Below are 11,538 nucleotides of genomic sequence, written 5' to 3'. Positions count from 1 at the left end.
GGCTTCCTTCCATTCCAACGAAAGGATCGCACCATCAAACCGTGGGATCAAACACCTAGGCATCGCGTCCGTTGTCTCGACGACCCGGCAGTCGCCACAATCGCTTCAACCGCGGCGGCGCGCCTGCGCGTAGGTGCCGAGCACGCGCACCCATTTGGCGTGGAAACCCAGTTCCTCCATGGCGCGGTCGAAGCCCGGCTCGCCCGGTTTGCCTTCCACGTCACAGAAAAATTCACTTGCGGCGAAGCTGCCGCCGCGCTGGTAGGATTCCAGCTTGGTCATGTTGACGCCGTTGGTCGCGAAGCCGCCCATCGCCTTGTAGAGCGCGGCGGGCACGTTCTTCACCTCGAAGATGAACGTCGTCATCCACGTCGCCTCGCCGATCGGCGGGCGACTGCCGCGCGCCAGTGCCACGAACCGCGTCATATTGTGGTCGGCGTCGGCGATGTCGACGCCGAGCAGGTTCAACCCGTAGAGCGCGGCGGCGCCCGGCGGGGCGAGCGCGGCGACGCGGGGGTCGGCCAGTTCGGCGACGATCGCGGCGGCGCCTGCGGTATCGGGATAGTTCACAGGTTGTATGCCGTGTGCCTTCAACCAGTGGCGGCACTGCCCCAGCGCCTGCGGGTGGCTCATCGCCTCCGCCACCTCGTCGCGCGCGCCCACGCCCATCAGTGCGTGACGGATCGCCAGGAAGTGCTCGGCGGTGATCACCAGACCCGATTCGGGCAGCAGGAAATGGATGTCGGCAACGCGCCCGTGGAGCGAATTCTCGATCGGAATCAGCGCGTGCGCGGCGCGCCCGTCCTTTACCGCGTCGAGTGCGTCGTCGAACGAGAAGCACGGCAGCGGCAGTGCGTCGGGAAACGCTTCCGTCACCGCGACGTGGCTGTTGGCGCCGGGCGCGCCCTGGAACGACACCGCGCGGTCGGGCTCGGCGGCGGCGGCGGCGATCATCGCGTCGACGATCGGGCGGGCGGGGGCGGCGTAGGTCTGCATCGGTTTGATGCCGCGGGTAGGGTGCGCCGTGGCATCGCTCAAGTGCGCTTGCAGCGTCGCGGATGCTTTTCTATGGGTTGAACACAATTAGGGGCGGTTTCACGACATGGACGATCGGAACAACACGATTGCGGGCTGGGTGCTGGCTGGCTGCGGTGCGGCGCTGGGGCTCTCGATCGTGGGCGGCATGATCTTCCACGGCGAACGTCCCGAGAAGATGGGCTACGCGATCGAAGGCGTCGAGGAAGCCGGCGGCGGCGGTGACGCGAAGGCGGTGCCGATCGCGTCCTTGCTACCGACCGCGGACCCGGCGAAGGGCGCCGAGGTGTTCAAGAAGTGCGCCGCTTGCCACACGATCAACCAAGGCGGCGCGAACGGCGTCGGTCCGAATTTGTACGCGACGCTCGGCGAGGGGATCGCGCAGGGCAAGGGCGGTTACCCCTTCTCCGATGCGCTGAAATCGGTCGGCGGGACCTGGGATTTCGAGCGCATGAACGCGTGGCTGACGTCCCCACGCAAATTCGCCAACGGCACCAAGATGACCTTTGCGGGCCTGTCCAACCCCGAAGACCGCGCCAACGTGATCGCGTACCTCAACCAGCAGGGCTCGAACCTGCCGCTGCCCGCCGCCCCTGCACCCGGTACTGATCCGGGCGCGAAGGATGCCGCGGTCGCGAACGTCACCGACGCGGCGAAGGGCAACACCGCCGATATCGCCAACACCGGCACGCCCGCCTCCGGTGCGCCTTCGGTCGATCCGAACGCGTCGAAGGACAAGGCGCTGGCGGTCACCCCGCCGCCTGCCAAGCAGTAAACCGACCGTGCGCCGCCTGCCCGTCGGCCGGATCGTCGGGTGGGCCGCGTTGCTGCTCGCCCCCGCCACCGCGGCGCACGCCGACGCCTTGCAGGAGCGGTTGCTCGCCGGGATGCGCGCGACGCGCAGCGATGGGTTCGCGTTTCGCCAGACGACGGTGGTCGAGCGCAGCGGGGCCGAGCGCAAGACGCTGGTCGAGCAATATGACCCGCGCCGCGCCGAGCCGGACCGTTGGTCGCTCGTCTCGGTCGACGGGCACGCGCCGACGCCGAAGGATTTGTCTGGCTGGCGCAAGATCAAGCGCGACCGCGTCCCGTCCTACGGCGAGAATGCGAAATGGTTCGCGAGCGCAGCGACGCGCACCGACGCGAACGGCGTCACCACCTATCGCTTCGCGCGCCTGCCCGCGGGCACGCTCAAGATCGGCCCGCACGATGCCTCGGCGGATGCGCAGGCCGAGGCGGTCGTCAACATGCGCGGACGCGCGCCCTTTCTTGAGCGCGTGCGCTTCATGACGAACAAGCCGTTCCGCATTATGCTGGTCGCCTCGGTGCAGAGCCTGGTCGCCGACGCACGCTACACCGCACTCGCGAACGGCGCGGTCGTCCCGGCAGAGATTGCCAGCCGCACCGCCGGAGCGCTGATGGGCAAATCGGGTACGCTCGCCACGCGAACGACGTACGACCAAGTTCAGCCGGTCAAATAAGGCGCCTTCAACGCCCCCTCCCTCGTCAGGGAAGGGGCATGGCACCTTGGTTCAGCGCGGCGGCTGCGGCGTCTTTTCCTGACGTTCGCGGTAGAATTGCTGAACGACTGCCCAGCCTTCGGCCGCGCTCTCCACGTAGCGGAAGATGCCGAGGTCACGCTCCGACACCACGCCTTCTTCGACCAGCGCGTCGAAATTGACCACGCGCTCCCAGAATTCACGCCCGAACAGGAGCACCGGCATCGGCTCGATCTTCCCGGTCTGGATGAGCGTCAGCAGCTCGAACAATTCGTCGAACGTGCCGAACCCGCCCGGGAATGCCGCCAGCGCGCGCGCGTGGAGCAGGAAGTGCATCTTGCGCAGCGCGAAATAATGGAATTGCGTCGACAAGGACGGCGTGACGTACGGGTTGGGCGCCTGCTCGTGCGGCAGCACGATGTTGAGCCCGATCGATTCCGCGTGAACGTCGGTCGCGCCGCGATTGGCGGCTTCCATAATCGACGGACCACCGCCCGAGCAGACGACGAAGTGGCGCTTGCCCGCCTCGTCGCGCGGGAAGTTGGAGCAGAGCTGCGCCAGCTCGCGCGCCATGTCGTAGTACTTCGACTTGGCGACCAAGCTTTCGGCGATGCGGCGGCTCTTGTCGTCGGTCGCCATGTCGAGCAGCGCCTGCGCCTTGGCGGGCTCGGGGATGCGCGCCGAGCCGTAGAAGACGAAGGTCGAGCCGATATGCGCTTCCTCCAGGATAAGCTGCGTTTTCAGCAGTTCGAGCTGGAAGCGGACCGGGCGCAGGTCCTCGCGGACGAGGAAGTCCATGTCCTGGAACGCGAGCTTGTAGGCCGGGCTCTCGGTCTGCGGGGTGGAGATGCTCTGACGAGCGGCGTCGGCATCCTGCTTGGCACGCGGGAAGACGCGGCTAGGTACGCGGGTTTCTGTCATCCCGGGGCGATAAGCTGCGCCGATGACGGCTGCAAGACTAACGACAGAAGCTGGTGCGATCGTCTTCGAGGTGGAGGTGATCGTGATGCGCGGCGTTGTAATCGGGCGACAGCACGGTTCCGAACCGTCGGCACGCCGAGGTGTGGATCGTCTGCAAGAACCGCCGCACGTCGGGGTCGGGCGAGTTCCAGTCGCGCTGGATGCTGATGCGGCGCCCGTCCTTCAACTCGAACGTCGCGACGTCGATCGCGTTGGCGACCGCGTGCCCCGACCGGCGCGCCGGGCCGCTCGTCCCGACGGTGTTACGGCATGCGTAGCTGCCCATGCTGACGATCCGCGACAGTTCCGATCCAAGGATTTGGTACGCCGCCGGCGCGACGCCGTTCCGCGCCCATCCGGCGAACGCGCGCGCCTCGCCGCAGCGGACCGCACCGAGGTTCGCGGTCGGCACGCCGATGTCGAGCAGTTTGACCGTCCCCGTCAGCCCGCAACCCGGCCCCGTCTGCTTGTCAGGCAACGGCTGGAAATCGACCCCCATCGCGCGCAGATCGGCAAAGCAGCGCTGCGTCTCGCGCACGCTCGGCGCCTCGGTGATGCGCGGCGCGGTGCTGGGACGCTCGGTGCGCCCGCACGCGGCGAGCACGGCGAGGATGATCGTCGCAGCGACCAGGCGCGAGCGGACGGCGCGCGTGCTCGCAATGCGCCCCCGTCGTTCATCCACCCGCCGCTCACGCACGTTCCGCTCGCCCCGTTGTTCAACGGAAGGCGTAGGACGCGCTTTCCTGCCGCCTCGTTAACGATGTCGCGCGCTGCGACGGGCTGGTGCCGGCGCCCGACGAGACGTGGTGTCCGCCGCGCTGTGATGGAGCGTTGATCCATGTGAGCGGTTGACGCCCGCCGCCATTTGCTTCAGCGCGGTCGACGGGCCACGCGGTCCCAACGCCGCGCGTGCTCTCTGTGAGGAGAGTTGACATTGACTGATACGACTGCCGCCCCCGTCACGGGTGCGCCCGAGAAACCCGCGACCAAGCCGGCGCGGCCGTATTTCTCATCCGGTCCCTGTGCCAAGCCGCCGGGCTATGACCCCGCCAAACTCGCCACCGAGGTGCTTGGACGCTCGCACCGTTCCAAGCTCGGCAAGCAGCGGTTGCAATATTGCATCGACCTGATGCGCGAGCTGCTGCGCCTGCCCGACACGCATCGGATCGGTATCGTCCCCGGATCCGACACCGGCGCGTTCGAAATGGCGATGTGGACGATGCTGGGCGCGCGCCCGGTCACCGCGCTCGCGTGGGAGAGTTTCGGCGAGGGTTGGGTGACCGACGCGGTCAAGCAGCTCAAGATCGATCCGACCGTGATCCGCGCCGATTACGGGCAATTGCCCGACCTCGGCCAAGTCGATTGGTCGAACGACGTGCTGTTCACCTGGAACGGCACGACGAGCGGCGTGCGCGTGCCGAACGGCGACTGGATCGCGGACGATCGCGAGGGGTTGTCGTTCGCCGACGCGACCAGCGGCGTGTTCGCCTATGACCTGCCGTGGGACAAGATCGATGTGGCGACGTTCAGCTGGCAGAAGGTGCTGGGCGGCGAGGGCGCGCACGGCGTGCTGATCCTGGGGCCACGCGCGGTCGAGCGGCTGGAGAGCTATACCCCCGCCTGGCCGCTGCCCAAGGTGTTCCGCTTGGTGAGCAAAGGCAAATTGTCTGAGGGCATCTTCAAGGGCGAGACGATCAACACGCCCTCGATGCTGGCGGTCGAGGATGCGATCTGGTCGCTTGAATGGGCGAAATCCCTGGGTGCGGGCGGGCTGATCGCGCGTTCGGATGCCAACGCCGCGGCGCTCGACAAGATCGTCGCCGAGCGTGACTGGCTCGGGCATCTGGCCGAGGACGAGGCGTCGCGGTCGAAGACCAGCGTCTGCCTGACGGTCGCGGGCGCGGACGAGGCGCTGATCAAGAAGATGGCGTCGCTGCTCGAAGCGGAAGGCGCGGCGTTCGATGTCGCCGGTTACCGCGACGCGCCGCCGGGCCTGCGCATCTGGTGCGGTGCCACGGTCGATACCGCCGATATCGAGGCGCTCGGGCCGTGGCTCGACTGGGCCTACGCGAGCGCCAAGGCGTAATTTTTTCTAGCCTTCTTCCCCGCTGGGGAGAGGGTTGGGTGAGGGGGCGACCTCTTCATTTCACATCAACTTAAGGGTCGGCGTGTGGGGCAGCCCCTCACCCCGACCCTCTCCCCACAGGGGAGAGGGAGTAAAGACATGCCCAAGGTACTGATTTCCGACAAGATGGACCCGCGTGCGGCGCAGATCTTTCGCGATCGCGGCGTCGAGGTGGACGAGATCATCGGCAAGACGCCGGATGAGCTGAAGGCGATCATCGGCGATTACGACGGCCTGGCAATCCGTTCCTCGACCAAGGTTACGGCCGACCTACTGGAACACGCGACCAACCTGAAGGTCGTCGGCCGCGCCGGAATCGGTGTCGACAACGTCGACATTCCGGCGGCGTCGGCGAAGGGCGTCGTCGTGATGAACACGCCGTTCGGCAATTCGATCACCACCGCCGAGCACGCGATCGCGCTGATGTTCGCGCTGGCGCGGCAATTGCCCGAGGCGGACGCGTCGACGCAGGCCGGCAAGTGGGAGAAGAACCGCTTCATGGGTGTCGAGCTGACCTCCAAGACGCTGGGGTTGATCGGCGCGGGCAACATCGGCTCGATCGTCGCCGACCGCGCGCGTGGGTTGAAGATGCGCGTGATCGCGTTTGATCCGTTCCTGACGCCTGAGCGCGCGCTCGAGATCGGCGTCGAGAAAGTGACGCTCGACGAGCTGCTCGCGCGTGCCGACTTCATCACGCTGCACACGCCGCTGACCGACCAGACGCGCAACATCCTGTCCGCCGAGAACATCGCCAAGACGAAGAAGGGCGTGCGGATCATCAACTGCGCGCGCGGCGGGCTGATCGACGAGGCGGCGCTGAAGGACGCGCTCGACTCAGGCCAGGTTGCGGGCGCGGCGCTCGACGTGTTCGTCGAGGAGCCGGCGAAGGCGTCGCCCTTGTTCGGCACGCCCAATTTCGTCTCCACCCCGCATTTGGGCGCGTCGACCACCGAGGCGCAGGTCAACGTCGCGATCCAGGTAGCCGAGCAGATGGCCGACTATCTCGTGTCGGGCGGGGTCACCAACGCGCTCAACATGCCGAGCCTGTCGGCGGAGGAAGCGCCCAAGCTGAAGCCGTACATGGCGCTCGCCGAGAAGCTCGGTAGCCTCGTCGGGCAGCTCTCGACCGGCGCGATCGACCGCATCTCGGTCCACACCGAGGGGGCGGCCGCCGAGCTTAACCAGAAGCCGATCACCAGCGCCGTGCTCGCCGGCTTCCTGCGCACGCAGACCGCGACCGTCAACATGGTCAACGCGCCGCTGCTGGCGCGCGACCGCGGGGTCGAGGTGCGCGAGATCAGGAGCGAGCGCGAGGGCGATTACCACACGCTGGTACGCGTCTCGGTTCGCACCGCTGACGGCGAGCGCTCGGTTGTCGGCACGCTGTTCGGCGATGCCGCGCCGCGGCTGGTCGAGCTGTTCGGGATCAAGGTCGAGGCAGACCTGGCCGGGCCGATGCTCTACGTGGTGAACGAGGATGCTCCGGGGTTCATCGGGCGGCTGGGTACGCTGCTGGGTGAGGCGGGGGTCAACATCGGGACCTTCCACCTCGGGCGCCGTCAGGCGGGCGGCGAGGCGGTGTTGCTGCTGTCGGTCGATGAGGCAGTGACGGGCGACCTGCTCGGGCGCGTCAAGGCGCTGCCGGGCGTGAAGATCGCGATGGGGCTGACGTTCTGATCGCCTAAAGCCCTCTCCCCTATGGGGAGAGGGTTGGGTGAGGGATTGCGGCAGACGCGGACGTCAGAGATGTTTGCGCCATGCAGACCGATCCCGTGCCTCGCGACCGCGCTCGCCGCTCAAGGCGCGAGATGACCGGGCCAGAACGTCGGCTCTGGTCGGTCGTGCGTAACCGCCAATTTCACGGCGTCAAATCCTCCCGCCAAGTCGTCATCGGCAGCTACGTCGCCGATTTCTGCGCCCGTGAATACAAGCTCATCGTCGAGGTTGACGGCGACACCCACGCGGGCGACGGAGCGCGTGACGAGCGACGGACGGCGTGGCTCAAGACGCAAGGCTATCGTGTGATCCGGTTCACCAACGCGGACGTGATGGGTAATATGGATGGCGTTCTGGCCGCCATCAGTGCTGCGCTTCGGGCAGCCCCTCACCCTAATCCTCTCCCCGCAGGGGAGAGGGAGTCGGACGCGTGACCGCGCTTCTTCCCGAAGGGTTGCGCGACCGGTTGCCGCCGCACGCCGATGCCGCCGCGGCGATCGAGGCGCGCGTGCTCGCCGCTGTCGGCCTGCACGGTTACGAGCGCGTCGATCCGCCGCTCGCCGAATATGCCGAGAGCCTGGCGACCCGGCTCAAGGACGGTGGACTGACCGACGCGGTGCGGTTCGTTGATCCGGTGTCGCAGCGCACGCTGGCGGTCAGGCCCGATCTCACCGCGCAGGTCGCGCGGGTCGCGGCGACGCGGATGGCGCACCACCCGCGCCCGGTTCGATTGAGCTACGCCGGCTCGATCCTAAAACTGCGCGGCGGACAGCTGTCGCCCGCGCGCGAGCTGCGCCAGATCGGGGCCGAGCTGATCGGGCTCGACTCGGTCGCGGCCGCGCGCGAGGTCGTGACGGTCGCGGTCGAGGCGCTGGAGGCAGCGGGCGTGTCGGGCGTGTCGATCGACTTCACACTGCCTGATCTTGTCGACGCGCTCGCCGCCGGGCCGATGCCGGTTGCGGCCGACCAACTCGCGGTGCTGCGCGAGCGGTTGGACGCGAAGGACGCAGGGACTGTCGCGCAGATCGCGCCGGCGTACCTGCCGCTGGTTGAGGCCGCAGGGCCGTTCGATCAGGCGCTGGCGCGGCTGCGCGCGTTCGACGCCGCGGGCGTGCTGGCGTCGCGGCTCGACGGCCTCGCCGAGATCGCGCGCGCGGTCGATGGGCGCGTCGCGCTGACGCTCGATCCGACCGAGCGGCACGGGTTCGAGTATCAGACCTGGCTCGGCTTTTCGCTGTTCGCGCGTGGCGCAGGCGCGGAGATCGGGCGCGGCGGCACCTATACGATCGTCCACGAGGGCGGCGCGGAGGAGGCCGCGACGGGCTTCTCGCTCTACGGCGACCGGTTGGCGAGCGAGCCCGCGCCCGAGCGGCGGCGCCTGTTCCTGCCGCTCGGTACACCAGGCGCAGCCGGCGCGGAGATGCGTGCGGAAGGCTGGGTCACCGTCGCGGCGTTGGAGCCGGACGATACGCCCGACGCGCAATTGTGCACCCACGTGTGGGAGGCGGGGAGAGTTAGAGCAGTCTGACCGCTAATGCTCGCAAGCGTATGATCAGGAAGGTTTTGATCACAGCGGGCTATTCTTAAGCCTGAGTTAGGTTCCGCATGCCATCATGCATGCATGAATGATAATGTGCGGCTGGCAACGATTGGACTATGGCTCTTCGGCGGCCTGATAGTCACCTGCATCGTTCTGATCTTGCGGGCGGCGTGGCACGTGCATGCTGGGATTGCTCGTGTCGAGCCTCAGGCACAGCCAGACGGTTTCTTCGCCAAACATCCGACCTTTACTGTGTTTCTGACGTTGTTGTCCATATTGGTAATTACCACCGGTTGGCTCGCGAACGCGCTTCGATCGGGCATTGCCACGCACGGTGCGACCTCGGCGGCTTCACCGGTCCGATACTGGGTTGATATAGCGTTGGTGGCGATCTGCGCGATGTTTGCCGCGAGAGCGTTCATCCGCGCGGTGAAGCAGGCACTTAGATCGTTCAGGCGAGCCAGGTTGCGCGCTGCTCGAACGAGTGGGTGACCAAGACTGAACAGGGCGCTTTCCTGCAGCGGCCTTTCCGCCAGGGTCACCCGGATCTCACCCAATCAGCGATACTCCCGCTCGGGTGGGGTGTAGCTGCGAGGGGTGTGACCTTCCACCCAGCAGTTGACCCGTCGACTGCGCCCCGCTACCCGCGCCGCGAACAATTCGGAACCGTTCGCGCGCCGAGCCCTGTCGAAGGGCGCGCGGACTGCACGCGGCAGGCGGAGTTCTGTATCTCATGGCGAACGTAGCGGTGGTCGGCGCCCAGTGGGGCGACGAGGGCAAGGGCAAGGTCGTCGACTGGCTGGCCGAGCGCGCCGACGTGGTGGTGCGTTTCCAAGGCGGGCATAACGCCGGGCACACGTTGGTGGTGGGCGAGAAGGTCTACAAATTGTCGCTGCTGCCCTCGGGCATCGTGCGCGGCACGCCGTCGGTGATCGGCAACGGCGTGGTGCTCGACCCCTGGGCGCTGCGAGACGAGGTCGAGCGTCTGGGCGAGCAGGGCATCGTCGCGACGCCCGATACGCTGCGCGTCAGCGATACCTGCGCGCTGATCCTGCCGTTCCACCGCGATCTTGACGGGCTGCGCGAGGACGCCAGCGGCGCGGGGAAGATCGGCACGACCCGACGCGGCATTGGTCCGGCGTACGAGGACAAGGTGGGCCGGCGCGCGCTGCGCGTCTGTGACCTGGCATACCTCGATACCCTGGGGCCGCAGTTGGATCGTCTGTGTGCGCACCATGATGCGCTGCGTGCCGGCTTCGGCGAGGCGCCGATCGACCGCGAGCGCCTGCTCGCGGATCTGCGCGAGATTGCGGATTTTGTGCTGTCGTTCGCCAAGCCGGTGTGGCGCGACCTGAACGACGCGCGCGAGCGCGGTCGCCGCATCCTGTTCGAGGGCGCGCAGGGCGTGCTGCTCGACGTCGATCACGGCACTTACCCCTACGTCACCTCGTCCAACACGATCGCGGGCACCGCAGCGGGTGGCTCGGGACTGGGTCCGGCGGCGGTCGGCTTCGTGCTCGGCATCGCCAAGGCGTACACGACGCGGGTCGGGTCGGGGCCCTTCCCGACCGAGCTCGACGACGAGACGGGCGAGCGGCTCGGCACGCGCGGGCGCGAGTTCGGGACGGTGACGGGGCGCAAGCGCCGCTGCGGCTGGTTCGACGCGGTGCTGGTGCGGCAATCGGCAGCGGTCAGCGGCATCACCGGCATCGCGCTGACCAAGCTCGACGTGCTCGACGGCTTCGAGACGATCAAGATCTGCATCGGATATCGCCTGCGCGGGGCCGAGCTCGATTACTACCCGGCGCACGCGAAGGATCAGGCGGAGGTCGAGCCGATCTACGAAGAAATGGAGGGCTGGTCCGGTTCGACCGCGGGCGCCCGCAGCTGGGCCGACTTGCCGGCGCAAGCGATCAAGTACATCCGCCGCGTCGAGGAACTGATCCGCTGCCCGGTAACGCTTGTCTCGACCAGTCCGGAGCGCGAAGACACGATCCTGGTCCGCGATCCGTTCGCCGACTAATCAGATCCGTCAAAGAAGGCGCGCAAACAAAAAGGCCCGGGCACCAGCCCGGGCCTTCTTTATTTTCTGGTCAGACCACGCTCAGCGCGGCGTGCTGCCCATCGTGTTCGGCGTTGTGCTCATCGGATCGGTCGACGGCGTCATCGTCGAATCGGTGGTGGACGTGGTGCTCGAGCTCGAGTTCGGCGACATGGTCGAGCGGTTGCGCGTGCTGCGACGGCTCGGGCGCGTCGTGGTGGTTGACGGTGTGCTCATCGTCGAATTGGTCGACATCGTGCTGTCGGTTGTGGTGGGCGACTGCATCGAGCCCATCGTGCCCGACTGCGTGCCCATGGTCCCGGTCTGGGTTCCCATTGTGCCCATGGTCGAGCCGGTGCCGGTCGTGCCGCCGGTGGTCTGCGCAGAAGCCATCGCAGGGAGTGCCAGCGCCGCTGCGGCAAGCGGAATGAAGTAACGCATCTCAGTCTCTCCTTCGTATCGGGGCAGTCAACGAGAGCTGCTGCATGTTGTTCCCGAAGGTAAGATAGACTTAGATACCAACAGCAGGCATCAAGAGGGTGGCCGTGTCGGCGTGTTGCCGTGGATCAGTGCGTTTTGATCATCGACGTGAGTAGAAACAACTTACCGCCTTCCGGCGACG

General features: G+C 67.2%; 12 protein-coding genes. 8 read left to right on the top strand and 4 right to left on the bottom strand.

The features are described from left to right. Positions 1-105: 105 nt before the first annotated feature. On the bottom strand, positions 106-996 hold the full coding sequence (locus tag Q0579_RS04250) for a prephenate dehydratase (RefSeq protein ID WP_298809447.1): 891 nt from the start codon (positions 994-996) through the stop codon (positions 106-108). A gap of 106 nt (positions 997-1,102) precedes the next feature. On the opposite strand from Q0579_RS04250, the gene Q0579_RS04245 reads away from it, so the two are divergent. Continuing rightward, positions 1,103-1,810: a cytochrome c family protein gene (locus Q0579_RS04245; protein WP_298809434.1), complete on the top strand. Its 708-nt coding sequence runs from the start codon at positions 1,103-1,105 to the stop codon at positions 1,808-1,810. 7 nt (positions 1,811-1,817) lie between these two features. After that, the gene (locus Q0579_RS04240; protein ID WP_298809431.1) at positions 1,818-2,516 is read left to right on the top strand and encodes a hypothetical protein; all 699 of its coding nucleotides are present in this window, start codon (positions 1,818-1,820) and stop codon (positions 2,514-2,516) included. A 51-nt stretch (positions 2,517-2,567) separates the two neighbouring features. On the opposite strand, the gene Q0579_RS04235 is transcribed toward Q0579_RS04240, so the two are convergent. Next, positions 2,568-3,455, bottom strand: a complete 888-nt coding sequence (locus Q0579_RS04235; RefSeq protein ID WP_298809428.1) for an LOG family protein — start codon at positions 3,453-3,455, stop codon at positions 2,568-2,570. A 37-nt stretch (positions 3,456-3,492) separates the two neighbouring features. Then, positions 3,493-4,191, bottom strand: coding sequence for an extensin family protein (locus Q0579_RS04230; RefSeq protein WP_298809426.1), 699 nt, complete (start codon positions 4,189-4,191; stop codon positions 3,493-3,495). Positions 4,192-4,428: 237 nt separating this feature from the next. Here Q0579_RS04230 and Q0579_RS04225 point away from each other — a divergent pair, with 237 nt between their 5' ends. From Q0579_RS04225 to Q0579_RS04210, 4 genes are all read left to right on the top strand, one after another. Next, entirely contained in the window at positions 4,429-5,580 is a 1,152-nt protein-coding gene (locus tag Q0579_RS04225) for a phosphoserine transaminase (protein WP_298809423.1), read from the top strand. A gap of 138 nt (positions 5,581-5,718) precedes the next feature. Then, positions 5,719-7,296 carry a phosphoglycerate dehydrogenase gene (gene serA / locus Q0579_RS04220; RefSeq protein ID WP_298809422.1) on the top strand — a complete coding sequence of 526 codons (1,578 nt, stop codon included), beginning with the start codon at positions 5,719-5,721 and terminating at the stop codon, positions 7,294-7,296. 80 nt (positions 7,297-7,376) lie between these two features. After that, entirely contained in the window at positions 7,377-7,769 is a 393-nt protein-coding gene (locus Q0579_RS04215) for an endonuclease domain-containing protein (protein ID WP_298809421.1), read from the top strand. Continuing rightward, positions 7,766-8,863 carry an ATP phosphoribosyltransferase regulatory subunit gene (locus Q0579_RS04210; protein ID WP_298809419.1) on the top strand — a complete coding sequence of 366 codons (1,098 nt, stop codon included), beginning with the start codon at positions 7,766-7,768 and terminating at the stop codon, positions 8,861-8,863. Before Q0579_RS04215 ends, Q0579_RS04210 begins: the two co-directional genes overlap by 4 nt. 218 nt (positions 8,864-9,081) lie before the next feature. Here Q0579_RS04210 and Q0579_RS04205 read toward each other — a convergent pair whose 3' ends face one another. Next, on the bottom strand, positions 9,082-9,432 hold the full coding sequence (locus Q0579_RS04205) for a hypothetical protein (protein ID WP_298809418.1): 351 nt from the start codon (positions 9,430-9,432) through the stop codon (positions 9,082-9,084). A 176-nt stretch (positions 9,433-9,608) separates the two neighbouring features. On the opposite strand from Q0579_RS04205, the gene Q0579_RS04200 reads away from it, so the two are divergent. Together Q0579_RS04200 and Q0579_RS04195 are read left to right on the top strand one after the other, a co-directional pair. After that, positions 9,609-10,898 (top strand): adenylosuccinate synthase, encoded by a 1,290-nt coding sequence (locus Q0579_RS04200; RefSeq protein ID WP_298809416.1) that lies wholly within the window; start codon positions 9,609-9,611, stop codon positions 10,896-10,898. Between the two features lie 91 nt (positions 10,899-10,989). Continuing rightward, entirely contained in the window at positions 10,990-11,352 is a 363-nt protein-coding gene (locus tag Q0579_RS04195; RefSeq protein ID WP_298809414.1) for a hypothetical protein, read from the top strand. Positions 11,353-11,538 lie beyond the last annotated feature (186 nt).

It is taken from the genome of uncultured Sphingomonas sp., assembly GCF_936927845.1.
Lineage (GTDB): Bacteria > Pseudomonadota > Alphaproteobacteria > Sphingomonadales > Sphingomonadaceae > Sphingomonas.
The sequence above is the reverse complement of the archived record's forward strand: the minus strand, read 5'-3'. Positions and strand labels throughout refer to the sequence as shown.

What these genes read in the sequence shown, in the direction of transcription:
- Q0579_RS04200 (WP_298809416.1), top strand. Translation starts at nt 9,609, where the DNA reads ATGGCGAACGTAGCGGTGGTCGGCGCCCAGTGGGGCGACGAGGGCAAG.
- serA (WP_298809422.1), top strand. Translation starts at nt 5,719, where the DNA reads ATGCCCAAGGTACTGATTTCCGACAAGATGGACCCGCGTGCGGCGCAG.
- Q0579_RS04215 (WP_298809421.1), top strand. Translation starts at nt 7,377, where the DNA reads ATGCAGACCGATCCCGTGCCTCGCGACCGCGCTCGCCGCTCAAGGCGC.
- Q0579_RS04245 (WP_298809434.1), top strand. Translation starts at nt 1,103, where the DNA reads ATGGACGATCGGAACAACACGATTGCGGGCTGGGTGCTGGCTGGCTGC.
- Q0579_RS04250 (WP_298809447.1), bottom strand. Translation starts at nt 996, where the DNA reads ATGCAGACCTACGCCGCCCCCGCCCGCCCGATCGTCGACGCGATGATC.
- Q0579_RS04235 (WP_298809428.1), bottom strand. Translation starts at nt 3,455, where the DNA reads ATGACAGAAACCCGCGTACCTAGCCGCGTCTTCCCGCGTGCCAAGCAG.